This window comes from Kingella kingae (assembly GCF_900475905.1).
Taxonomy (GTDB): domain Bacteria; phylum Pseudomonadota; class Gammaproteobacteria; order Burkholderiales; family Neisseriaceae; genus Kingella; species Kingella kingae.
The window spans coordinates 1,333,330-1,356,777 of the sequence record NZ_LS483426.1 but is presented as its reverse complement, the minus strand read 5'-3'; the positions used below and the strand labels follow the sequence as shown (position 1 = coordinate 1,356,777).

29 protein-coding genes are annotated in these 23,448 nt (G+C 49.2%); 19 read left to right on the top strand and 10 right to left on the bottom strand.

What is annotated here, in order from left to right; translation table 11 throughout:
- Window positions 1-59: 59 nt before the first annotated feature.
- From apbC to DQN52_RS07260, 4 genes are all read right to left on the bottom strand, one after another.
- Entirely contained in the window at window positions 60-1,112 is a 1,053-nt protein-coding gene (gene apbC, locus DQN52_RS07275; protein ID WP_032827727.1) for an iron-sulfur cluster carrier protein ApbC, read from the bottom strand.
- A 78-nt stretch (window positions 1,113-1,190) separates the two neighbouring features.
- Window positions 1,191-1,787: a 5-formyltetrahydrofolate cyclo-ligase gene (locus DQN52_RS07270; RefSeq protein WP_003787046.1), complete on the bottom strand. Its 597-nt coding sequence runs from the start codon at window positions 1,785-1,787 to the stop codon at window positions 1,191-1,193.
- A complete protein-coding gene (gene dut / locus DQN52_RS07265) occupies window positions 1,787-2,245 on the bottom strand; it encodes a dUTP diphosphatase (protein WP_003787047.1) in 459 nt (152 codons plus the stop codon). The genes DQN52_RS07270 and dut overlap by 1 nt, the downstream gene beginning before the upstream one ends.
- Window positions 2,246-2,263: 18 nt before the next feature.
- A complete protein-coding gene (locus tag DQN52_RS07260) occupies window positions 2,264-2,746 on the bottom strand; it encodes a hypothetical protein (protein ID WP_003787050.1) in 483 nt (160 codons plus the stop codon).
- 24 nt (window positions 2,747-2,770) lie between these two features.
- Between DQN52_RS07260 and DQN52_RS07255 the strand changes: the two genes are divergently transcribed.
- From DQN52_RS07255 to DQN52_RS07230, 6 genes are all read left to right on the top strand, one after another.
- A complete protein-coding gene (locus DQN52_RS07255; protein ID WP_003787053.1) occupies window positions 2,771-5,050 on the top strand; it encodes an NADP-dependent malic enzyme in 2,280 nt (759 codons plus the stop codon).
- A gap of 102 nt (window positions 5,051-5,152) precedes the next feature.
- The gene (locus DQN52_RS07250; RefSeq protein ID WP_003787055.1) at window positions 5,153-5,839 is read left to right on the top strand and encodes a Bax inhibitor-1 family protein; all 687 of its coding nucleotides are present in this window, start codon (window positions 5,153-5,155) and stop codon (window positions 5,837-5,839) included.
- Window positions 5,840-5,932: 93 nt separating this feature from the next.
- Entirely contained in the window at window positions 5,933-6,586 is a 654-nt protein-coding gene (locus tag DQN52_RS07245) for a methyltransferase domain-containing protein (protein WP_003787059.1), read from the top strand.
- A gap of 117 nt (window positions 6,587-6,703) precedes the next feature.
- Window positions 6,704-10,309: a bifunctional proline dehydrogenase/L-glutamate gamma-semialdehyde dehydrogenase PutA gene (gene putA, locus DQN52_RS07240; protein ID WP_003787062.1), complete on the top strand. Its 3,606-nt coding sequence runs from the start codon at window positions 6,704-6,706 to the stop codon at window positions 10,307-10,309.
- 293 nt (window positions 10,310-10,602) lie between these two features.
- The gene (locus DQN52_RS07235) at window positions 10,603-11,823 is read left to right on the top strand and encodes an aspartate kinase (RefSeq protein ID WP_003787063.1); all 1,221 of its coding nucleotides are present in this window, start codon (window positions 10,603-10,605) and stop codon (window positions 11,821-11,823) included.
- 89 nt (window positions 11,824-11,912) lie between these two features.
- Window positions 11,913-12,533, top strand: coding sequence for a phosphoribosylanthranilate isomerase (locus DQN52_RS07230; RefSeq protein WP_032827728.1), 621 nt, complete (start codon window positions 11,913-11,915; stop codon window positions 12,531-12,533).
- Window positions 12,534-12,568: 35 nt separating this feature from the next.
- Here DQN52_RS07230 and DQN52_RS07225 read toward each other — a convergent pair whose 3' ends face one another.
- Both DQN52_RS07225 and DQN52_RS07220 read right to left on the bottom strand, forming a co-directional pair.
- The gene (locus DQN52_RS07225; RefSeq protein ID WP_197712484.1) at window positions 12,569-12,940 is read right to left on the bottom strand and encodes a rhodanese-like domain-containing protein; all 372 of its coding nucleotides are present in this window, start codon (window positions 12,938-12,940) and stop codon (window positions 12,569-12,571) included.
- Between the two features lie 15 nt (window positions 12,941-12,955).
- Window positions 12,956-13,291, bottom strand: coding sequence for a carboxymuconolactone decarboxylase family protein (locus DQN52_RS07220; RefSeq protein ID WP_032827729.1), 336 nt, complete (start codon window positions 13,289-13,291; stop codon window positions 12,956-12,958).
- Window positions 13,292-13,428: 137 nt separating this feature from the next.
- On the opposite strand from DQN52_RS07220, the gene DQN52_RS07215 reads away from it, so the two are divergent.
- Genes DQN52_RS07215 through DQN52_RS07205 form a run of 3 tightly spaced genes read left to right on the top strand, consistent with a single transcriptional unit; the run spans window position 13,429 to window position 14,797 of the window.
- Window positions 13,429-14,358: an AraC family transcriptional regulator gene (locus tag DQN52_RS07215; RefSeq protein ID WP_003787070.1), complete on the top strand. Its 930-nt coding sequence runs from the start codon at window positions 13,429-13,431 to the stop codon at window positions 14,356-14,358.
- 22 nt (window positions 14,359-14,380) lie between these two features.
- Window positions 14,381-14,590, top strand: coding sequence for a hypothetical protein (locus DQN52_RS07210; RefSeq protein WP_003787072.1), 210 nt, complete (start codon window positions 14,381-14,383; stop codon window positions 14,588-14,590).
- A 3-nt stretch (window positions 14,591-14,593) separates the two neighbouring features.
- Entirely contained in the window at window positions 14,594-14,797 is a 204-nt protein-coding gene (locus DQN52_RS07205) for a hypothetical protein (RefSeq protein WP_143452378.1), read from the top strand.
- A 119-nt stretch (window positions 14,798-14,916) separates the two neighbouring features.
- Here DQN52_RS07205 and DQN52_RS07200 read toward each other — a convergent pair whose 3' ends face one another.
- From DQN52_RS07200 to DQN52_RS07190, 3 genes are read right to left on the bottom strand one after another with little or no spacing between them, the layout of a single operon-like run.
- Window positions 14,917-15,360: a phage virion morphogenesis protein gene (locus DQN52_RS07200; RefSeq protein WP_003786206.1), complete on the bottom strand. Its 444-nt coding sequence runs from the start codon at window positions 15,358-15,360 to the stop codon at window positions 14,917-14,919.
- A gap of 1 nt (window position 15,361) precedes the next feature.
- On the bottom strand, window positions 15,362-16,264 hold the full coding sequence (locus DQN52_RS07195) for a phage head morphogenesis protein (RefSeq protein ID WP_003786204.1): 903 nt from the start codon (window positions 16,262-16,264) through the stop codon (window positions 15,362-15,364).
- Between the two features lie 4 nt (window positions 16,265-16,268).
- Window positions 16,269-16,478: a phage portal protein family protein gene (locus tag DQN52_RS07190; protein WP_003786202.1), complete on the bottom strand. Its 210-nt coding sequence runs from the start codon at window positions 16,476-16,478 to the stop codon at window positions 16,269-16,271.
- 51 nt (window positions 16,479-16,529) lie between these two features.
- Here DQN52_RS07190 and DQN52_RS07185 point away from each other — a divergent pair, with 51 nt between their 5' ends.
- The 3 genes from DQN52_RS07185 to DQN52_RS07175 all read left to right on the top strand — a co-directional run bounded on the left by DQN52_RS07185 (window position 16,530) and on the right by DQN52_RS07175 (window position 17,639).
- The gene (locus DQN52_RS07185; RefSeq protein WP_032827647.1) at window positions 16,530-17,045 is read left to right on the top strand and encodes a phage major tail tube protein; all 516 of its coding nucleotides are present in this window, start codon (window positions 16,530-16,532) and stop codon (window positions 17,043-17,045) included.
- Window positions 17,046-17,182: 137 nt separating this feature from the next.
- Window positions 17,183-17,473 carry a phage tail assembly protein gene (locus DQN52_RS07180; protein ID WP_003786198.1) on the top strand — a complete coding sequence of 97 codons (291 nt, stop codon included), beginning with the start codon at window positions 17,183-17,185 and terminating at the stop codon, window positions 17,471-17,473.
- Between the two features lie 34 nt (window positions 17,474-17,507).
- Window positions 17,508-17,639, top strand: coding sequence for a GpE family phage tail protein (locus DQN52_RS07175; protein WP_038320346.1), 132 nt, complete (start codon window positions 17,508-17,510; stop codon window positions 17,637-17,639).
- A 2-nt stretch (window positions 17,640-17,641) separates the two neighbouring features.
- On the opposite strand, the gene DQN52_RS07170 is transcribed toward DQN52_RS07175, so the two are convergent.
- Window positions 17,642-17,830, bottom strand: coding sequence for a hypothetical protein (locus DQN52_RS07170; protein WP_032827925.1), 189 nt, complete (start codon window positions 17,828-17,830; stop codon window positions 17,642-17,644).
- Between the two features lie 49 nt (window positions 17,831-17,879).
- Between DQN52_RS07170 and DQN52_RS07165 the strand changes: the two genes are divergently transcribed.
- The 7 genes from DQN52_RS07165 (at window position 17,880) to DQN52_RS07135 (ending at window position 23,307) form a co-directional block, all read left to right on the top strand.
- Window positions 17,880-18,101, top strand: coding sequence for a hypothetical protein (locus DQN52_RS07165; RefSeq protein WP_032827923.1), 222 nt, complete (start codon window positions 17,880-17,882; stop codon window positions 18,099-18,101).
- 222 nt (window positions 18,102-18,323) lie between these two features.
- A complete protein-coding gene (locus tag DQN52_RS11505) occupies window positions 18,324-19,001 on the top strand; it encodes a phage tail tape measure protein (protein WP_003788929.1) in 678 nt (225 codons plus the stop codon).
- 5 nt (window positions 19,002-19,006) lie between these two features.
- Complete coding sequence (locus DQN52_RS07155) at window positions 19,007-20,545, top strand: phage tail tape measure protein (RefSeq protein WP_269148470.1); 1,539 nt, start codon at window positions 19,007-19,009, stop codon at window positions 20,543-20,545.
- On the top strand, window positions 20,545-21,432 hold the full coding sequence (locus DQN52_RS07150) for a phage tail protein (RefSeq protein WP_003786194.1): 888 nt from the start codon (window positions 20,545-20,547) through the stop codon (window positions 21,430-21,432). Before DQN52_RS07155 ends, DQN52_RS07150 begins: the two co-directional genes overlap by 1 nt.
- Window positions 21,433-21,651 (top strand): tail protein X, encoded by a 219-nt coding sequence (locus tag DQN52_RS07145; RefSeq protein ID WP_003786192.1) that lies wholly within the window; start codon window positions 21,433-21,435, stop codon window positions 21,649-21,651.
- Window positions 21,639-22,742 carry a phage late control D family protein gene (locus tag DQN52_RS07140; RefSeq protein WP_003786190.1) on the top strand — a complete coding sequence of 368 codons (1,104 nt, stop codon included), beginning with the start codon at window positions 21,639-21,641 and terminating at the stop codon, window positions 22,740-22,742. The genes DQN52_RS07145 and DQN52_RS07140 overlap by 13 nt, the downstream gene beginning before the upstream one ends.
- Window positions 22,729-23,307: a phage baseplate assembly protein V gene (locus DQN52_RS07135; RefSeq protein WP_111694441.1), complete on the top strand. Its 579-nt coding sequence runs from the start codon at window positions 22,729-22,731 to the stop codon at window positions 23,305-23,307. The genes DQN52_RS07140 and DQN52_RS07135 overlap by 14 nt, the downstream gene beginning before the upstream one ends.
- Window positions 23,308-23,448: the final 141 nt, after the last annotated feature.

Here is a 23,448-nt window from a genome sequence, read left to right as displayed (position 1 = left end):
TAAAAAGCAGCCTGCACTTTGTTGATTTAAAGTGCAGGCTGCTTTTTTGTTTACATCAATTACTGAACCACAATCTTCGGAAACTTACCACTAAAATCGCGCCCTTTATCGGCAATCGTCAGCGCAATATCCAATGCGGCTTGCTGATAAATTGCTGCAATTGTATCGTGCTGCTCGTGCAGGCTGCCTGCTTGTCCAGCGTCCATTGCCACGCGAATCGGCAGCGACAAAGGCAGTTGTCCCAACAATGGCACGTTCAATTTGCTTGCCAAATCTTTGCCGCCTTCCGTGCCAAAAATCGGCTCGTGAAAACCGCAGTTGCTGCACACATGAAGCGACATATTTTCCAGCACGCCCATAATCGGGATATTGACTTTTTGGAACATATCAACCGCTTTTCGCGCGTCAATCAGGGCGATGTCTTGCGGCGTGGTCACCACAACCGCGCCTGTTACAGGAATTTTTTGCGACAACGTGAGCTGAATGTCGCCCGTGCCAGGCGGTAAGTCCACAAACAAATAATCCACATCGTCCCACTCGCTTTGGAATAAGAGCTGCTGCAAGGCTTGCGACACCATCGGGCCGCGCCACACAACGGCTTGGTCTGGGTCAATCAAAAAGCCGATAGACATCACTTGAATGTCGTCTGCATTGCGAACAGGGATAAATTTTCCGTTTTCTTGTTTGGGCTGCTGGCTAGGTACGCCCAGCATAGTCGGCTGGCTCGGGCCGTATAAATCGGCATCTAGCACGCCCACTCGTGCGCCCATTTTTGCCATTGCCGTTGCCAAATTGGCGGTGGTGGTGGATTTGCCCACGCCGCCTTTGCCTGATGCCACGGCGATGATGTTTTTCACGCCTTTCATCGTGGCGATACCAGCCTGCACTTTGTGCGCGACAATGTTTTGGCGAATGTTTAGCTCCACACTTTTGCCTGTGGCGGCGGCGATTTGTTGTTGCAATTCCTGCGCCAAATGTTGCGCTGGGAAGCCAAACGACAGCGTAATGTACAGGCTGCTTTCACGCTCTTGTACCGATACCAACGCTTTTTCGCTACCAATCGTGCGCGTGGTGTGCGGAATCACAAAATGGTTAATGAGCTGTTCGTGCATGATGTTTTCCTTTTGTGTGATGTGAAATGCGTGCAGGATAAAGTTATCTGCTTTGTGCAGCAAGCACAAAAAACCTTGTTATTTTTGTTGATTTGGACGATTAAAACGCCACACACCTTTTTCGTTTACAAAATAATCCACTTGAATATCGTGCGATTCGGTGGGCAACTGCGCGACTTGTTGGCAAGCAAAACCAGCCGCAATCAAGTGCGGACGGCGACTGCACGCGGCAATCGTGTAATCATAATAACCGCCGCCCTGCCCCAAGCGCGTGCCGTGTTGGTCTATGCCGACAATCGGGATAACCATGCTGTGCAACCAATTCGCGCGAATTTTGTCGCCCACAAATTGCGGAACGTGCAGGCTGCTTTTGCCGCGTTTGCGTTCGGCGCGTTGATTGGTTTGGGGATACGGCGTAAACCACAAACGCAAACTGTGCGGTTCAATATACGGCAAATACACTTTTGCGCCGCGTTTTTGTGCGCTGCGAACCCAATCGTCCAAACGCAATTCGCTGCCCATTGCCCAATACACGGCAATGCGTTTGCCACGCAGCGCAAAGCGTTTGAGCTGGCGATTGCAGGCTGCTTGGGCGCGCTGGCGTTCGGCTGGCGGAATTTTTTGCCGCGTTTGACGCAGTTGTCGGCGCAGCGTGCGTTTGTCGGTGGCAATCATCAAGCGCGTCCTGTGCTGCCAAAGCCGCCTTCGCCGCGTTCGCTAGCAACGAAGTCGTCCACTAATTCAAAAGCAGCCTGCACCACTGGCACGATAACCATTTGCGCGATGCGTTCAAACGGCTCAATCGTGAACGGATTGCTGCTTCTGTTCCACACCGATACCATCAATTCGCCTTGGTAGTCTGAATCAATCAAACCAACCAAGTTGCCCAACACGATGCCGTGCTTGTGTCCCAAGCCAGAGCGTGGCAACAATATGGCGGCTAAATTCGAGTCATTCAAATAAATGGCGATGCCTGTTGGAATTAGCACCGTTTCGCCTGCTTGCACGATTTTGGGCGCGTCCAAACAAGCGCGTAAATCCAAGCCTGCGCTGCCTGTGGTGGCGTATTCGGGCAACTGGGCGGCGATTTCGTGGCGCACGATTTTAAGTTGTACTTTGGGACGATTGTTCATGATATAAGTCCTTTAAAATCAAACAGGAAAAGGGAATGGATTGCTTGGTGCAGGCTGCTTGGACGTTTTTTCGCGCCACATAAAATAATCGCGCAACGGCGGTGGCGGTGGGTTGATGCAATGAGCGCAAAATGCCGCGCTGTCTTCGTCATCGTCCCAGTCATCGCCCAAATGTCCTGCGTTAGGGTCAAAGCGGTTTTGCTGGATAACGGCTTGCACCAAGGCTTGTTCTTGCATGGGGTCAAACTCAAATTGCTGCAAAATGTCGCACAACAAAGCGTGTTCGGGCGCGGAAAACGATTGGGCAAAACGGGCAATCGTGTCGCGATAATCGGGCATGGTTATTTTGTGGGATAGCAATTGGTGGAGCATAACAAAAGCAGCCTGCAATTTAAAAACGCGCATCATACCGCATTTTGCATGGCTGCTATACGATTTTCGCATCACAGCAGCCTGCATTTTTATAGTACAATCGCCTGCAATTTTTTTGTTAAACCCCATTCAACACCATACAGAGAGTTACTCATGGACGAACATTTAAAAGAAGCGGCATTGCATTTTCACGAATTCCCAATGCCAGGCAAAATCCAAGTTGCACCAACCAAACCTTTGGCAACGCAATACGATTTGTCGTTGGCGTATTCGCCAGGTGTGGCTGCACCGTGCATGGAAATTCATGCCGACCCACTTAAATCATACAAATACACCGCGCGTGGCAATTTGGTTGCGGTGATTTCCAACGGCACAGCAGTTTTGGGTTTGGGCAACATTGGCCCAGAGGCCAGCAAACCTGTGATGGAAGGCAAAGGCGTATTGTTCAAAAAATTCGCCGACATTGATGTGTTTGATATCGAAGTAAACGAAACCGACCCCGATAAATTGGTGGACATCATCGCATCGCTAGAACCGACTTTTGGCGGCATTAACTTGGAAGACATCAAAGCCCCAGAGTGCTTCTATATCGAGAAAAAATTGCGCGAACGCTGCAAAATCCCCGTGTTCCATGACGACCAACACGGCACGGCAATCATTACCGCTGCCGCTGTATTGAACGGCTTGCGCTTTATTGGCAAAGACATTGCCGATGTAAAATTGGTGTGTTCAGGTGCAGGTGCAGCAGCGATTGCTTGCTTGGACTTGCTAGTGGCATTGGGCATGAAACGCGAAAACATGACCGTTTGCGACTCCAAAGGCGTGATTTATCAAACACGCGAAGACCGCGACCGCATGGACGAAAGCAAAGTACGCTATGCGATTGCCGACAACGGTCAGCGCGTGTTGGGCGATGCGGTGGCTGGCAAAGATATTTTCTTGGGCTTGTCTAGCGCAAATGTGTTGAAACCCGAAATGTTGCAACAAATGAACGACAAGCCGTTGGTGTTTGCTTTGGCGAACCCGCAACCCGAAATCTGGCCACCAGAAGCCAAAGCCGCACGTCCTGATGTGATTATTGGCACAGGTCGTTCCGACTTCCCGAACCAAGTCAACAATGTATTGTGCTTCCCATTCATTTTCCGTGGCGCGTTGGACGTGGGTGCAACCACGATTAACGAAGAAATGAAATTGGCAACGGTTCGTGCGATTGCAGACTTGGCATTGGCAGAATCCAATGACGTGGTGGCAGGCGCATACGGTGGCGAAGAATTGAAATTTGGAGCGGAATATTTGATTCCAAAACCATTTGACCCACGTTTGATTGCCAAAATCGCACCCGCAGTCGCGCAGGCTGCTATGGATTCTGGCGTGGCAACGCGCCCGATTACCAACATGGAAGCGTATGTTGAAAAACTCAATCAACAAATCTACAAAACCAATTTGTTTATGCGCCCTGTGTTTGCCCAAGCGAAAAAAGACATCAAGCGCATTGTGTTGGCAGAAGGCGAAGACGAGCGCATTTTGCACGCCGCGCAACAAATCGTATCGCAAAAATTGGCGTATCCTGTGTTGATTGGTCGCCGCGATGTGATTGAGCAACGCTTGGAAGCGCAAGGTTTAACCATTCAAGCAGGCAAAGATTTTGATTTGATTGATTTGGTGGACAATCCGTATTACGAAGAATGCTGGAAAACGTATTACGATTTGCAAAAACGCAAAGGCGTTACCGAAGAAATGGCACGTCGCCGCATGATGGCAAACCAAACTTTGATTGGTGCGACTATGGTTCGCTTGGGTCATGCCGATGGTATGGTGGCTGGCGCAGTGGGTCGTTTCCGCGACCACTTCAAAGTGTATGAAGACGTGATTGGCTACAACAATCCTGAAAACAATGCGTTTGCGATGAATGCGTTGATTTCCAACAAAGGCAATTTCTTTATCGCCGACACTTATGTGATTCACGACCCGACCGCCGAACAACTGGCGCAAGGCACGTTGATGTGCGCGCGTGAAATCAAGCGTTTTGGTATTCAGCCAAAAGTGGCGTTGGTGTCTAATTCTAACTACGGCTCGCACGTAGACAAAGACGCAACCAAAATGCAAGTTACCTTGCAGCTAATCCGCGAACTTGACCCAGAATTGGAAATTGACGGCGAAATGCAAGCTGACGTGGCGTTGGACGAAAAACTGCGCAAGCAAATCTTCCCCGAAACCACTTTGACAGGCACGGCGAATTTGTTGGTGATGCCAAACGTGGAAGCGGCGAACATCAGCTACAATTTAATGCGCGTGAATGCAACCAATGGCATTACAGTTGGTCCAATCTTAATGGGCTTGAACAAACCTGTTCACATGGTGACGTCGATTTCTACCGTGCGCCGTATTGTGAATATGGTGGCGATTGCGGCGGTGGACGCGCAGTCTAAATAAGCGGTAAACCCAAAGTGCAGGCTGCTTTGGATTATTTAAAAGCAACCTGCACATATTACAAATGTTGTTTTTCTTTTAACCTATCGCATAAGGAGTTTTAATATGCACAATCAAATGGATAATTTCACTACCCAATCGGTTGGACAATCACAACAAGAAGTCTTGCTGCAAAAAACCTATGGCTTGCTGGCGTGGTCGTTTTTGCCTACCGCAGCAGGCGCATTTTTGAGCATGGCGGTTAATCTGCTTACTATGTTGGGCAACCAATGGATTATGATTGGCATGATGTTTGCCTTTTTCTATGGCATGTGTTTTTTAATTGAAAAAAACCGCTACAACCAAACAGGCGTGGTATTGCTGATGGTGTTCACTTTTGGCATGGGTGTGTTGCTGGGCCCGTTGTTGACATACAGCGGTATGTTTGCCAATGGCGCGAAATTGGTGGGTGTTGCCGCTGCCATGACCGCAGGCATTTTCTTTACCATGTCGGCTTTGGCGCGTCATGGTAACTTCAATACCAATGCGCTGGGTCGCTTTTTGGCAATGGGTGGCATTGTGTTGATGATTGCCGTGGTGGCAAATCTGTTCTTGCAAATGCCTGTGTTGTCGCTGACGATTTCTGGCGTGTTTGTGGTGTTTAGCTCGTTAATGATTATGTGGCAAATCCGCAATGTATTGGAAGGCGGCGAAGACAGTCACATTAGCGCGGCTTTGACGATTTACATTTCGCTGTACAATTTGTTTACTAGCTTGTTGCGTTTGTTGTTGTCATTCGCTGGCGAAGACTAAATCGCTCAAACAAAGCAGCCTGCACTCGGTTTGATGTGCAGGCTGCTTTTTTTGTGTTATTTTTGTCATCACGACATTATTGGGAGAACCGCCATGTCCGCCACAATCCCCCAAGATTTGCTACTTTGTGAACAACAATGGGCGCAAAAAATCGGCACACAACATCGCGCAGAACGCATCTTGCTAACAGGCGAATCGCATCGTTGCGCCAATTGGCAATTTCAAGCAGCCTGCACGCTTGTGCAAGCCACGCAAGCCCCTGCCGATGTATTAGCCGAACCCAATAGCTTGCCGTGGCGCGAAGCCAGTTTTGACCGCATCATCTCGTTGCACAGCCACACCAGCACCGCCGATTTGGCGTATTGGCTGCAACAATGTTGGCAAGTGGTTGCGCCACAAGGTTCGTTGTTTCTGTTTGGTTGCTGTCCGCATTTTATGTGGCACAAAAAGCAGCCTGCACCCGACAACGCCAATGTGCAGGCTGCTTTGGACGTGCAACGCATCGCCCAAAATATTGGCTGGAATTGTGTTGCCGAATGTTATTTCCATTGCTTGCCTGTGCTGTCGTGGCGATACGATTTGTTTTCGTGGGCGTGGTATGAACACGAAAATCGCATTGCCAGCCCGATTGCTGCGGCTTATGGCTTTCACTTGACCAAACAAACGGTGCAGCGCCCCAATCAAGAGTATGCGGAACAATGGGACGGAGAAATGCCGTATGCGGTTGCCAAACAGATTGCGGATTGAAAAAGCAGCCTGCACTTTTATTCCCTCCCCTTTGTCAAAACAGTCAATTTGCGTTAAGATAGCCTCGTTTTTGCTAACTATTTTTAACGCAACATTGTCCCAACACAAGGAACCACTATGTTCAATTTTGCCCAAATTCAAACCAACCCCTTGCGCCAAGCCATCACCGCTGCTTATCGCCGCGATGAAGTTGAAGCCGTTACCGATATGATTACACGCGCCAATGTGTCCGATGCCGAAAAACAAGCGGCATACCAGTTAGCGCGTTCGCTTGTGTCCAAAGTGCGCGCCGACCGCAGCAAAGCCAGCGGCGTAGATGCGCTCATGCAAGAATTTACGCTGTCTAGCGAAGAAGGCGTGGCGTTGATGTGTCTTGCCGAAGCCCTGCTCCGTATTCCCGACAACGAAACGCGCAACAAGCTGATTCAAGACAAATTATCGGACGGCGACTGGAAAAGCCATTTGGGGCGCAGTCCGTCTATGTTTGTGAACGCGGCGGCTTGGGGCTTGTTGATTACAGGCAAGCTGACCCAAACCGCGCCCAACGAAGAAGCCTTGTCGGGCAGTTTAAGTCGCTTGCTGGGCAAAGGCGGTGCGCCCTTGATTCGTGCTGGTGTCGATGCCGCCATGCGTATGCTGGGCAAACAATTTGTAACAGGTCAAACCATTGAAGAAGCGTTGGCAAACGGCAAAGAGCGCGAAAAAATCGGCTATCGTTTTTCGTTTGATATGCTGGGCGAAGCGGCAATGACCGAAGCGGACGCGCAACGCTATTATCAAGATTATGTCAACGCCATTCACGCGATTGGCAAAGACGCGAACAACGCAGGCATTTATGACGGCAACGGCATTTCGGTTAAGCTGTCTGCCATTCATCCGCGTTATGCGCGCGCCCAACACGAGCGTGTGATGACCGAATTGTTGCCGCGTTTGAAACAGCTCTTTTTGTTGGCAAAGCAATACAACATCGGCTTGAACATTGACGCGGAAGAAGCCAACCGATTGGAATTGTCGTTGGATTTAATGGAAGCTTTGGTGTCCGACCCCGATTTGGCGGGCTATCACGGCATTGGCTTTGTGGTTCAGGCGTATCAAAAACGCTGTCCGTTTGTGATTGATTATTTGGTGGACTTGGCGCGTAGAAACAAGCAAAAATTGATGATTCGCTTGGTAAAAGGCGCGTATTGGGACAGCGAAATCAAATGGGCGCAGGTGGACGGCTTGGACGACTATCCTGTTTACACGCGCAAAGTGCATACCGATGTGAGCTATTTGGCGTGTGCGCGTAAACTGTTGGACGCGCAAGACGCGGTGTATCCGCAGTTCGCCACGCACAATGCCTACACACTGGCGATGATTTATCAATTTGGCGCAAACAAAGAATGGGAGCATCAATGCTTGCACGGCATGGGCGAAACGCTGTACGACCAAGTGGTTGGCGCACAAAATCTGGGTCGCCGTGTGCGCGTGTATGCGCCTGTTGGCACGCACGAAACCTTGTTGGCATACTTGGTTCGCAGGCTGCTTGAAAATGGCGCGAACTCATCGTTTGTGAATCAAATTGTAGACGAAAACATCAGCATTGACAGCTTGTTGCAATGTCCGATTGACGCGGCGCAAAAAACAGGCGGCAAACCGAATGCGGTGTTGCCATTGCCACGCGATTTGTATGGCGAGAGTCGTGCCAATTCGCAAGGCTGGGATTTGTCTAACGAAAATGTGTTGAATGAATTGCAGGCTGCTTTGAATGTTGCCGCCGCGCAAAACTGGCAAGCGCAATCGTTAAGCCCAAGCAGCCTGCAACATCAAGCCGAACAAGCGGTTTTGAATCCAGCCAATCACGATGATGTGGTGGGCAAAGTGGCGTTTGTGCCTGCAACCGAAGTCGGTAAAATCATCGCAACGGCACAACAAGCGCAAACCGACTGGGCAAGCAAGCAGCCTGCACAACGCGCTGCGATTTTGCGTCAAATTGCCGATTTATACGAACAACACACGCCCGAATTGATGATGTTGGCGGTGCGTGAAGCAGGCAAAACGCTCAACAACGCGATTGCCGAAGTGCGCGAAGCAGTGGATTTTTGCCGTTATTATGCCGATGAATGCGAAAGCACTTGCGCCGAACGCGCCGCCATTGGCACGGTGGTGGCGATTAGCCCATGGAACTTCCCATTGGCGATTTTTACAGGCGAAGTGGTGGCAGCGTTGGCGGTGGGCAACACAGTCGTTGCCAAACCAGCCGAGCAAACCAGTTTAATCGCCTATCGCGCTGTGCAGTTGATGCACCAAGCAGGCGTGCCACAAAACGTGTTGCAACTTGTGTTGGGCGCAGGTAATGTGGGCGCGGCTTTAACGCAACACAGCGATATTGCAGGCGTGATTTTTACAGGCTCAACCGAAGTAGCGCGTTTAATCAACCAAACGCTGGCGGCGCGTAATGATTTGCCTGTGTTGATTGCAGAAACAGGCGGACAAAACGCGATGATTGTGGACAGTACCGCGCTTGCCGAACAAGTGTGCGCCGATGTACTCAATTCCGCATTTGACAGCGCAGGTCAGCGTTGTTCGGCATTGCGGATTTTGTGCGTACAAGAAGACGTTGCCGACCACATGGTTAGCATGATTAAAGGCGCAATGGACGAATTGCGCGTGGGCAATCCGCTGGAATTGCACACCGACATCGGGCCTGTGATTGATGCCGAAGCGCAGGCTGCTTTGCAAGCGCACATTGACAAAATGAAAGGTGTGGCAAAACGCTATCACGAAGCGAAGCAGCCTGCACAATCAGGCAACGCCACCTTTATTACGCCGATTTTGTTTGAGTTGGACAACCTAGACCAACTGCAACGCGAAGTGTTTGGGCCTGTGCTACACGTTGTGCGCTATCATGCCAACGAATTGGGCGATTTAATCAAACAAATCAATAACAAAGGCTACGCGCTGACACACGGCATTCACAGCCGCATTGGGCGCACGGTGGAATTTGTGCAAGAAAACATTGAGGCAGGCAATGTGTATGTGAACCGCAATATTGTTGGCGCGGTGGTGGGCGTACAGCCATTTGGCGGACATGGTTTGTCTGGCACAGGCCCGAAAGCAGGCGGTTCGTTCTATCTGCAAAAACTCAGTCGCGGCAAAGCGTGGACGTTGCCCAACGTGCAGCAAGCAGGTAAACCCGATGCAGGCTGCTTGAACACACTGGAAAACATGATTCAATCGCTGTCTATTTCACACGCCGAAAAAGTGAAACTGGGCGGTGTGTTGGGCGAATCGCGTATGCACACGCTCAACAACGCGACCGCGCTGCTCAAAAGCGTAACAGGCGAGCGCAACGAATTGACTTGGCGCGCGCCCAAACAGGTTTATGTGGAAGGCGGCACGCTCAAAAGCGCGTTGGAAGCCTTTGTTCGTATTGCCGCAACAGGCGCACAAGTGGTGGTAGCGCAATCGCACCCATTGAGCCAAATCGCCACGCTGGCAGGCTCGCTCATCAAAGTGAGTGCGTATCCCGAACAAGAGCCACACGTTACCCATTTGGTTGCCTTGGACGTACCCAGCGCCGCACTCAAAGCCGAGTTGGCGCAACGCAATAGCGCGATTATTCGCATCATTGACGCGAGCGCAGGCGTGGACGTGTTGCCTTTGTATGAAGAAATTTCGTGCAGCACCAACACAACCGCAGCAGGCGGCAATGCGAGCTTGATGGCGATGGCAGAAGCGTAGTTTTGAAATAAAAAGCAGCCTGCACTTTGTTGGTAAAGTGCAGGCTGCTTTGTTAAATATAGTGGATTAAATTTAGATTAGGACAAGGCGACAACGACCACCGTGTACACCTAGTACATAAGGGAGTTGGCAACGCTGTACTAATCTAAATTTAATCCACTATAAAGCAGAGTAAAGCAGACAAAGCATAAAAGACAGCATTAGTGTGCGATACAAATGTGCAGGCTGCTTTTTTATTGCTATAATCTGCACCGTTTTTTCCCCTTTAAAACTGTATAGAACAGGAAACAGCGATGGCTTTGATTGTACAAAAATATGGTGGCACATCAGTCGGTTCGGCTGAACGAATTAAAAATGTCGCCAATCGCGTGAAAAAAGCGCGTGATGAAGGACATGATGTGGTAGTGGTCGTGTCAGCAATGAGCGGCGAAACCAACCGTTTGGTGGCGTTGGCGCACGAAATGCAAGAGTTCCCAGACCCACGCGAATTAGACGTGGTGCTGGCGACTGGCGAGCAAGTAACCATCGGTTTGCTGGCAATGGCGTTGAAAAACATCGGCGTAGATGCAAAAAGCTATACAGGCTGGCAAGTAGCGGTAAAAACCGACACGGCGCACACCAAAGCGCGTATTGAAGACATTGACGGCGACAAAATGTTGGCGGATTTGAAAGCAGGTCGCGTCGTGATTGTGGCAGGCTTCCAAGGTATTAGCAGCAATGGCGATATTTCTACGCTGGGTCGTGGCGGTTCGGATACATCGGCAGTGGCATTGGCGGCGGCGTTAAAAGCGGACGAGTGCCAAATCTACACCGACGTGGACGGCGTTTACACCACTGACCCGCGCGTTGTTCCCGAAGCCAAACGCATGGACACGATTACATTTGAAGAAATGTTGGAATTGGCGAGCTTGGGCAGCAAAGTTTTACAAATCCGTTCGGTGGAATTTGCAGGCAAATACAAAGTTCGTTTGCGCGTATTAAGCAGCCTGCAAGAGGGCGGCGACGGCACATTAATCACTTTTGAGGAAGACCAAAACATGGAAAGAGCAGTTGTATCAGGCATCGCCTTTGACAAAAACCAAGCGCGTATCAATGTGCGTGGCGTACCCGACAAACCAGGCATTGCCTACCAAATCTTGGGCGCGGTTGCCGATGCGAACATTGACGTGGACATGATTATCCAAAATGTGGGTAGCGCGGACACAACCGACTTTTCGTTTACCGTACCACGCGGCGACTACAAGCCCACTTTGGAATTGCTGAACAATCTGAAAGACACGATTGGTGCAGCCGAAGTGAGTGGCGATGATACGGTGTGCAAAGTGTCTATCGTGGGCTTGGGTATGCGTTCACACGTTGGCGTAGCTTCGCAAATGTTCCGCGCACTGGCAGCCGACAGCATCAACATTCAGATGATTTCTACTTCTGAAATTAAAGTATCTGTTTTGATTGATGAAAAATACATGGAATTGGCGACTCGTGTGTTGCACAAGGAATTTGGTTTGGATAAATAATCCAAGTTGATAGAGAACACGTTTTAAGCGGTGTAGGCTGCTTGGAACGTGTTTTGCTTTATAACCGCGATATTCAATCAACAAATAATATGAAAATCTATACAAAAATCTGTGGTTTAACCCGAGCGCAAGACGCGATTGCCGCCGCGCAACTAGGCGTTGATGCGATTGGCTTGGTGTTTTTTGCAGGCAGCAAACGCGCGGTTTCGGTGACGCAGGCGCAGGAAATTGTGCGTGCGTTGCCGCCGTTTATGAGTGTGGTGGCGTTGTTTGTCAATGAATCTGCCGAGCAAATTCGGAAGATTTTGGCGCAAGTGCCGATTGATATTTTGCAATTTCATGGCGATGAGTCGCCCGAATTTTGCCGTCAATTTCATCGCCCCTATTTAAAAGCGGTGCGCGTGCAAAGTGTGGCGGATATTGAAGCAGCCTGCACCCAATTTGCCGATGCGCGTGCGGTGTTGTTTGATGCGTTTGTGGAAGGCGCGTATGGTGGGACGGGGCATACGTTTGATTGGGATTTGTTGCCCAAAGATTTGAATCAACATTGGATTTTATCGGGTGGCTTGACGGCGGACAACGTGGACATTGCCGTGCAGCAAACAGGTGCCATCGCGGTTGATGTGTCCAGCGGTGTGGAAAGTGCGGCTGGGGTTAAATCGCTGGAAAAGATGACGCGGTTTATGCAAAAAGTGCAGGCTGCTTTGTAAGCATCAAAAGCAGCCTGCACATTTCATCAAACCAATCAACGAATGCCTTTTGCCAGCAAATCTTGATAACCGCCGTAATTGGTTACATTGGTGTAGCCCATTTTACGCAATTCTTGCAACGCCACTTCAGCACGGCGACCGCTACGGCAATACAAATTCACAGGCGCGTTTTTGTTTGGCTCAACTTTGGCGATTTGCGCGGTAATCGCATCAACAGGAATGTTGTGCGCGCCTTGCAAATGCCCTTGCTGGAATTCTTCTGCCGTGCGGACATCAATCCAAATGCCTTTGGCGCGTGGCGTTTGCACGGTTTGGGTTGCGCTGTTCGGTTGTGCGGCTTGGCTTGCCACTGGGGCTACTAATGCGGCTGCCATCAACAAAGTGCTAACTAATTTTTTCACTATCAAAGTCCTTATAACAAATTATCTCTGTGTTTCAACGGCTTCAAGAGCGCGTAAGGCGTAAGTATACGCCGCCCCCGCGTTAAGTGAAATAGCCGTTGCCAATGCGCCTGCAATTTCGCTTTCGGTTGCGCCTGCTTTAATCGCTTTTTCGGCGTGAACGCTAATGCAGCTTTCGCAGCGCGTGGTAATCGCCACTGCAATCGCAATCAATTCGCGTGTTTTTTCATCCAAGGCTTCGGCAGCCGCAGCGGTTTCCAGCGAGCCATAGGCTTGCAACATTTTGGGGTGATTTTTGCCCAAGTTGCCAAATGATTTTTTAACGTGGGCGGTGTGTTCTTTCCAATCTTTGAACATGGTATTTTTCCTTTGTGTGATAAATAAAACGCGGATTATGTAATCCATAAAAACAAATTACGTTTGCTTTTATGGCGCGTATTATTGCAACTTTTTTTCAGGTATAATGCAATAATCGTATCAAAAAATGGTCAAAAATGGATATTTTAGACAAATGGCTCACGCTGGCGCAATGCTCGGGTAGCGTGAATATTGAATGCCGATTTCAGGGGCGTTGGCATGTGCAGCACCAGCCCAGCGAGCAGCAAATGCAGGCGGTAGCGCATATTGCCACGCAGGGTTCAGGCTATGTTTGGGTTGATGGCGAAACCGAAGCGCGTTATGTGCAAGCAGGCGATGTGCTGTTTTTTCCGCGAGCCACTGCGCATATTTTGAGCCACGATTCCAGTTGCCAAAACGATGGCGATGTGCCCGATTCACAAACAGACGGCGTGTTTTTGCTCAACCAAACGCAGTTTGACGGCAAAAGCAGCCTGCACTTATTTTGCGCGACTTTTGTCTATGACCAGCAAGCCGAAATCATGCAAAGTTTGCCCGATTGCTTGATGCTGTCTATGCCCGATGCGATTTTGCAGCCGATTGTGGCGTTACTGCAACACGAAGTCGCCCAAAAACAACTGGGTTCTATCACAACGGTGAACGCGCTATCGCAAGTGCTGTTGTTGGCGTTGTTGCGACAATATTTGCTGCAAAATGAAGCCGATGCGCCTGTGAGTGGCATCATCAATGCGTGGCGTGATAAGCGGTTACGTGCGGTGGTGCAAGCGGTAAGCCATGCGCCCGAACAAACGTGGTCGGTGGAAGACATGACGCAAATCGCACATGTGTCTCGCGCCCAGTTGATGCGTTTGTTCAAGGCGCAAATGCAAACCAGCCCGCACGCTTTTGTCAATATGATGCGCTTGCAAAAAGGGGCATATTTGTTGCGCCAAAGCCAAGATGCGGTGCTGTCGGTGGCGTTGGCGGTGGGGTTTCAATCGGAAACGCATTTTGGCAAGGCGTTTAAGAAACACTATGGTTGCACGCCTGGGCAATATCGTAAACAGGCGGTGGGCGCACTTTCCTAATTGATTTTGCAGGCTGCTTTTGATGACTTTTTTTACTGCTTTGGTTTTTGCGCTGGGTGTGACTTTGCCGAATATTTTGTTGCTGTGTTTGGGCAAGGTGTTACGCATCAAAAAAACGATTTCTCACGAATTTTGTAGTCAAGCATCGGCTTTGGTGTTTCAGTTTGGTTTGACTTTATTGTTGTTTATCAATTTGTTAGGCAAGCCGTTGGATTTTTCGCAACAAGGGTGATTGGTGGCGGCAGGCTTGCTGTGTACGTTTGCGCTATTTTTGCTTGCCGAATGGTTTGCGCGACGTTTTGTCCCCAATCTTGCCGATAAAGGCGTGTTTGTGCAGGGCGTGTTTCGCAGCAATTTGGGCATTGCAGGCTTGGCGTTGATACAAAATGCTTATGGCGACAACGTGAACCCCACCAATATAAATACCCAAGCAAGATAAACAGGATAAAACGGGACAATTCAAAACAAAGTGGGATTAAAAACTGCAACGCCATTTCACACAGTGAAACAAAAAAACAAAGCGGACAACATCGTCCGCTTTTCGCATTTTTGAGCAAATCACAATCCACGAGCCAACGACGCTTTCACAATATCCAGCAAACGCTTCTCGCCGCCAGACTGCAACACCCCTGAACCATCAATCGGTAAATAAGGACGAGCAGGAATGTGAACTTTACGCCCACGCCCTGCTTGCCCACCTATGTGATGAATTGCTGCATACGGTTTATTAGACCCAATCCGTGCAAAATCATTACCCGACTGCGTAGTCAAACTCGCGGCAAGCTGACCACTTAATTGTAGCGTTTTGCCACCGTCTTTTGCAGCTCGTTTGCTTTGCTGCCAACTTTGACCGCCCCAGCTTTCGCTTTCAAAATTGTCTTCGGACATGCTCAACAATTCCACCGCTATGCTAGACATCATCGGGCGGCGGTTTTCTACGTTTTGCAGCAACCGTGCCATGCCCCTGTCAAAATCGCTTGTGTCTAAACTGATTTGCAACATCTTACGCTCCCAATCCCAATAATTCAGCTACCCACGCCAGCTGTGCCAAAGTCAAAGCATTGCGGAATTTTTCCTGCAACATCATTTCTTTGACCGCCACACGAGCCAATTCGGGTGGTACGTTTTGCGCTTTGTTTATCGCCATTTGTGCGGTGCGTTGCAAAAACGTCTTGCCTTGATTGGCGTTAAATCCTGCATTAAACTGTCTGTCCACGCGAATGCCTGTGCGTTGGGCGTAACGCTGTTCACCTGTGGATTTGTTTTCGCCAATATCTACGGTAATGGTTTCCAGTTTTGGGCTGGGTAATACTTGGCTTTCGCCACGCTCACGCGATAAAGGACGAACATGACAACGGCAACGAAAATCCAACGGCGGATACAAACTCCCCCAAACAGCGTCATCAGCCGAATACACGCGACCGTGCAATTTTCTGTGTGTTTCGCGTGTGCGTTTGTCGTTGATGGCGACATATTGCCAATAGGGGTGCGTGTCTTTTGCGGCAACCATTTCCGCGTATCGAGCTGCCATGTAAGCGGATTGCAAATTGGTTAAATGAATCGTTTTCAGGCAGTATGGGCTGCCAAGTTGTACGTTTTGAATTTCGCCTGTGTCGAGGTTTGGACGTTCTTGTTTGCCCCACCAGCCTTTACTTTGTAATACAGGCGTGAGTTCGCGTTCAAAATCTTTGAATGTTTGCCCTTGTTCGGCTGCCTTAACCACCGCTTGATGAATGTCGTTCGCTACGTCCATGCCCGCCGTTTTCGCAACGGTAAACGCGGAAACGTGTGCGTCATCAAGCATCTCTTGCCAATCCCACGACACGTCCACGCGCTTTTGCTTTAAATAGGCAATCGCATTTTCAGGCTGCATTCCAAAAATGACTTTGATGTCTTCGGCGGTCATGATTTCACTCCGCTTGCACTTCCAAACGCCCCACTAAATCCGCCAAGAAAATCAGTCGTGCCAATTCATCTTGTAGGGCTTGGTCGTTCATGTTTGGATAATTTTCGGCTAATTGATGTAACACGATTTCGGGCGTTGCACCGTTTTGTAAATTCTGAACAAATGTATTTGTGAAATCAGCTTTACCGCCTACGGCATACCCTTTTATACCCAAATCAAAGATTTGGACAAAAGGGCAAGGCAGCTTGAAAGAAAGAGATAAAACATTAGTTCAGTAAACGCGATTTACAACGCCAATGTCTATATTGACGGCGTGAATTTATTGGGTCAGGCAAGAGAGTTCAAAATGCCTGAAATTGAAATCAAACAAGAAGACTTTGACGGCTTGGGCTTGGTGGGACAAATCAAGTTGCCAAGCGGCGTGGAAGCATTGGAGGGCGAAATCACTTGGAACAGCATTAACCCTGAATGGGCAAACAAAGCGTACAACCCATTCAAAGCCGCACAGTTGATGGTGCGCGGCAATTTGCAAACTTTTAACGCGCAAGGCTTAAAAACCGAAGTGCCTGTTGTGATTACAGTCAGCGCGATGTTCAGCAAAAATGCCCTTGGCACGTTTAAGCCGAAAGAGAAATCCGAGCATCCGACCACATTCCAATCAGCTGAATGCCGTGTCGTGATTGATGGGCGCGAATATCTGTATTACAACGCCTTTACCAATACTTATCGCGTAAACGGTTCGGACGCATTGAGCCAATTCCGCAAAAACATCGGCGCATAACTTTCGGTTAGCCTGCAACAACAAAACCAATCTTTCCCAACATCGGCAAAGATTGGTTTTTTAATGCGCGTTAAAAGTCAGCAAAGCAGCCTGCACTTAAACTGCCACTTTCATCAACCTCGTTTAGGAGAACCAAAATGTCTGTTAATCCAGCACAGCAAATCAAACAAGATTTAGGCGTACAAACCATCGTAACCCTGAAATACCCCGTTCGTCTTGCCACAGGCGAAACCCTGCAAAAAGTAACGGTGCGCCGTCCCAAAGTAGGCGATTTACGCGCTGTGATGCACATTGAAAATGAAGCCGAGCAAGGCTTGATGTTGGTATCGCGTGTAACGGGTTTAGTGCCAGAAGATTTAGACGAGTTGGATTTGAAAGATTTGGAGGCATTGCAAGCCACCTTTCGCACCGAAGAAGAAGCAGTTTAACGCACCCAGTCAGCAGCTATTTCACAAACAGCTATTGGCAGCGTGTGCCGATGTGGCGTGGTGGTTTGGGTGGAGCGTTCAAGAAATTTACGATTTGCCATTAGATGAATTTGCCGACTGGCTAGATGAAGTCAATCGGCAAATTAAGGCGAAGTATCAGAAATAGGATTAGGCGTTGCGCTCACGTTCGGCAGCAATTTCGTGCTGTAAATCGCGGCAGTAGCCGTTATTGGTGTCGGCATCATCTTTACCAAACGCAGCGCGGAATACATCGGCAATGCCAGCCAATACCGTTGCTGCAAGCAATGGCAGAAACAGCAGCAAAGCCAAAACCATTATGCCCCAAATAAAAATCATGATAAGCACCTTGTCAATAAACAAGTTTTTAACACGGAAATTATAATACATGGCTTCAGATTTAAGTTTATCTATTAGCGTGTCGGCGGTGGTTGACGGCGCATTGTCGGGTTTAACCAACATCGGCAAGGCGATGAATACGCTCAAATCCACCACCACGAATTTAACCGCTAAACAAAAGGAATTAGGCGAATCATTAGAGCGCAATAAAGACCGTTTGAGCAGTACATCTGCCGCGCATTTGTGGCGGCAATACAATCAAGTTGGTTAAGCAATTGATAAATTAACGCGCAAACACGAACAGCTTGCCAAAATCGCAGCGCGTAAAATTGGCAATCAAGAACAATGGCAAAATTTAAAAGGGCAATGGCAAAACGCAGTCTCTGCGGCTGGTGCATTGATATTGCCTGTTAAGTTGGCAATTGATTTTGAAAGCGCGATGGCAGATGTTAAAAAAGTCGTAGATTTTGAAACACCCGAGCAATTTAAGTAAATGGGCAACGATATTGTGGCGATGAGTCGCAAAATCCCCATGGCCGCGACAAAATTAGCCAAAATCGTGGCGTTAGGTGGTCAATCGGGTATTGCCCAAAACGACTTGATGAGATTTACCGACAGCGCAGCCAAAATGGGCGTGGCGTTTGATGTCTCCGCAGAAAAAGCAGGGCAATCCATGGCGGAATTGCGCTCGGCATTCCAACTTGACCAAAGTGGCGTGGAAACGCTAGCCGATAAAATCAATTATCTGGGCAATACCACACCTGCTGCTGCCAAATGCATTATGGAAATTGTGCAGCGTGTGGGTGCGTTTGGTACGGTGGCTGGATACAACACAGGTACGGTGGCGGCACTTGGCGCAACCATGCGTGGTTTTGGTATTCAAGAAGAAATGGCGGCGACCAGTATTAAAAACATGATGTTGGCACTGGTGGCAGGGGAAACCGCCACCAAAAGCCAAAAAGCAACATGGAAAGAATTAGGGTTTGACCACGAGCAAATCGCCAAAGATATGCAAAAAGATGCGGAAGGCACTACGCTGAAAGTGCTGGAAGCGGTGTCAAAACTAGAAAAATATAAACAAGCATCAACACTGAAAGAATTATTCGGTAGCGAGTCCTTGTTGGGTATTGCGCCATTTCTTACCAGCATTGATACTGTTAAGAAAATTTAGAAGGTGTGAAGAGTGCCGCCAATTTTGACGGCTCAATGAATAAAGAATATGAAGCACGTGCCGCGACTACTGCCAATAATATTCAGTTGTTAAAAAACAGTTTGACGGGACTGGGCATTACAGTTGGCTCAATATTGTTGCCAGCCGTTAATCGTTTTGTTGTTTTGTCCACCAGCGTAGTCAATGCGCTGACCGATTGGGCGCAACAGCACCCTGTTTTAACCCAAGCGATTGTCGGCACAACTGCCGCTATTTTGGCGTTCATTTCTGGCGGTTTTGTCATACGTGTGCTGGGTAATCGTATGATGGCAGTATTGCTTTCGGTACGCGGTGGTTTTGCTGCTTTAAGTGCTAGCATTACTGCGGTTCGTGCAGTCATGCAAGGTGGTGTAGCGTTATCCTCGCTTGAAGGCAATTTAGGTAAGGTAATACGAGCGTTTACAACTGTTCGTACAGCGATTATGGCATTTAGTTTATCTTCCGCAATGGCTTTTGCCCCTGTATTGCTGGCGATTGCAGCGGTCGCGGCCGCAGCAGCGTTGATTTACATTTACTGGAAACCGATTAAAGCCTTTTTTATTGGCTTTTGGGACGGTTTTAAAGACGGTATTGCGCCCATTATGCCTTTGCTGGAAATGATAGGGGCTGGCTGGAAAGGTTTATTTGATTTGGCTGTGGCATTTGTGCAGCCGATTATCGCGTGGTTTCGTGAGCTGGGTTTGGTTAGCGATAGCACGGCACAAAAAGCCCAAGGTTTTGGCTATTACGTCGGCGCAATGCTGGGCAGCCTATTTGGCAGCGTTATCACAATCGGTCAGATGATTATTTCAGGCTGGCAGATGATTTTTGACGGTGTTTTTTCGTTAGTGTCATCTTTGTGTGAAACGATTAAAGCTGTTTGGAACGGCGGTTTAACAGGCATTTTAGCCTTAATTATGAGCTGGTCGCCACTGGCTTCATTTGTCGCGGTCTTTTCAGGCTTGTTTGCGTGGTTTGCAGGGCTGCCTGCTACCTTTGCCGCGTATGGCGGCATGATGATTGACGGTTTAGTCAATGGCATTAAATCCAAAATTGGTGCGGCGGTTGGCGCGGTGCAAAGTTTGGCGACACGGATTAAGGGCGCGTTTACCAGTCCAAAATCTATGGACATTCACTCCCCCAGCCGAGTGTTTAGGAGCTACGGCGGCTACATTACCGAAGGTTTGGCATTGGGCGTGAATAGCGGCGCAGCGCAACCATTAAACCGCATTGGGCAACTTGCAGGCAGCTTGAAAGAGCGGTTTGCAGGGCGAATGCGTGGCTTTAATAGCGACTTATCCGCTCGCTTATCCGCCAATGCCGACACGCTCACCCAAGCGCGAAGCACCGCAGTCGCACAATCCACCGCCAATGCCAACAGCGCAATCACAATTCACTTCAACCCAACCATCAACGCGCAAGGCGGTAATCTGCAACAAATTGAAACCGCGTTACAAATGAGTTTGCGCGAATTTGAAGAATTATTTAAACGCATGATGGCGGATAAAGCACGGAGGGCATATTGATGTTTGCACAATTAGGCGATGTCCGTTTTGAGCTATTAAACAGCTTTACCAGCCTAGAAGAAACGCACCACACCCAATTTGCCAAACACGAGGTACTCAAAGGCAGACCGCGTTTGCAAGCGATGGGTAATGATTTGACCGAGTTACGGTTCGGCATCAAATTGCATTGGAAACTGGGCGATGTGGACACGGCATACAAGGGCTTGATTGCCGCCAAAGAAGCGCAAAAAGCCGTGTCGTTGGTGTACGGTTCAGGGCGGTTTGCAGGCTGGTTTGTGATTGAGCGGCTAACCAGTCGCACCACGATGATGGACGAGCAAGGGCGCACCGCAGCGCGTGAAATAGATGTAGAGCTAACCGAATTTGTCGGTGACCCAAACAATCCATTGCCTACGCCAGCCATTCTTTCAGGCAGCCAAACCCCACTCATGGCAATGCTGCCTGAAAGCGTGCGTAGTCAAGTGTCGGACGTGGTGGTGGCGGTGGAGACAGGGGTCAAAATCTATCACGCCGTAGAAGACCAAATCGGCGAAGTGCAAAGCATTATTCAGGCTGCCAAAGAATTGAAAAACGACCCAGCAGGGGTCATCAATCTTGTCGGCGACAGTTTAGGCATTGCCAACGGCGCACTCGGCAAACTGCCTGAAATCACATCGCTATTGGGCGATTTATCAGGTGCGGCAGAGTTTACCGCCCAAGCTAGCCTAGCCACACACCAACTGGGCAGCGCAGTCGGGCATTTACGCGCAGGCTATGAAAGCGGCACGGTAGGCGATTGGTTGGTTTCAGGCAGCAATGCGATTGATGAAGCAGCCGAAAGCATGAGCAACGGTGCAGCAGCCGTGCAAACCTTAACCGCGTTTCTAGCCATAAGGGGAGACAGCTAAATGAACGGCGTTTTAATCTACACCACGCGAGACGGCGACCGTTGGGACACCATTGCGCACAAGCATTATGGCAATGCGCTAATGATAAGCGGTTTAATTGCCGCCAATCCCCATTTACCACTTGCCGAACAATTTAAAAGCGGTTTGACCGTGTTTGTGCCCGTGTTGGACAGCAAACCCAAAAACAGTCAGGAGCAATTACCGCCATGGATGCATTAGGATTTTTAAATGCCCTTTCAGGCAGTAAAGCAAGCAGCCTGCACCCTGTAACCGCCCCCGATTTCCTGCTAACCTACGAACAAAAAGACATCACAGCCGACATCGCGCCCTATCTGTTATCGTTTACTTACACGGATTATTTGAGCGACCAGTCGGACGAACTGCAAGTGAGTTTTGAAGACGTGGACGGGCGTTGGTTGCGAACATGGTATCCCAACCAAGGCGACAGTTTGAGTTTATCTTGCGGCGACCAGTTCACAGGTCTTGTGAACTGGGGCAGTTTTGAGATTGCCGAATTGGAATACGAACACAGCAAAAGCGGTGGCAGTATCATCCATTTAAAAGCATTAAGCACAGGCATTACCAAAGCCAATCGCACCCTACAAGCCAAAGCCTACGAAAACACGACACTAGCCCAAATCGTCCGCCTGATTGCCAAACGGCTAAAACTATCGGTAACAGGCACGGTGGCAGACATCAAAATCCAGCGCGTAACCCAATATCAAGAGCGCGATGTAGAATTTCTCACGCGATTGGCAAAAGAATACGGACACAGTTTCAAAATTGTGGGCAAGACTTTGGTGTTTACCAGCCGTGCTGAATTGGTCGGACAAAAAGCCGTTGCCGTGATTGATTTTGCCGATGTGTTGCGGATTCGTTTGCGTGATTTGATTAAGGGCGTACCGCAAGCGGTGGAAGTGCAAACCTACGACCAAAAGAAAAAACAAACCCGAAAAACCACCAAAAAAGGCAAGCCGCGCCGTCCGAAAAAGAAACGCCAAACCACCAGCGACACCTTGAAAATCGTTGCCAACAAAGGCGAAAGCCCCGAGCAAACCGAACACCGCGCCCAAGCTGCTTTGGACAACGCGCAAGATGAGCAAAATTCAGGCAGCCTGACGGTGGTGGGTAACGCTTTGTTGGTAGCAGGGCAAATGGTGGAGCTGCAAAATTTTGGGCAATTTAGTGGGCGATATTTGGTTAAACAAGCGCGACATGATTTCAGCAAACGCGGTTACACAACTGAATTAGAAGTAAAGATGATTGAATACCTTGACGAAAATACGGAGAACGCGAATGCAAACGCATGATTTTGGCGCAACCTTGCAATTTGGCACAGTTGCCGAAGTGGACGACAAAAAACACGCCGTGCGTGTGGATTTGCCAGCCTTGGAAAATTTGCAAACCGATTGGCTGCCTGTGATTACACTTGGTGCAGGTGGCAACCAATTTTATTGTTTGCCCGATGTGGGTGCATTGGTAGTGTGCGTGTTGGACGCTCGCGGCGAAAGCGGCGTGTGTCTCGGGGCGATTTACAACGATGCCGACCCTGTGCCAGCGACCAGCCGTGATATTCATGTGTTGCAATACACCAACGGCACGCGCATTCAGCACAACCGCAAAACGGGCGATATTTTGATTAAGACCAGTGGCACGGTTACGATTGATGCCGATTGTGTGATACAAAAAACGCTGGCGGTAAATGGCTTGCTGACTTACACGGCTGGTATGGCAGGTTCAGGTGGTGGCGGTGCAGCCGCAACGATTTCAGGCAGCTTGAAAGCAACAGGCGATATTACTGCTGGCAATATTTCGTTGCAAAACCATACTCACATGGAGCAAGGAGATGGTGCGCCAACTTCTGCCGCGCAGTAATCATTTTTGTAAACACGTTGTCAAAAATAGCCAAATTTCCCGACATCGGGAATTTTGTCCCCCAAGTCCTACGGATTGCGGCAGGACTTTTTTTAATGCGCGTTAAAAGTCAATATGCCGTCTTAAAGCCATAATCACACC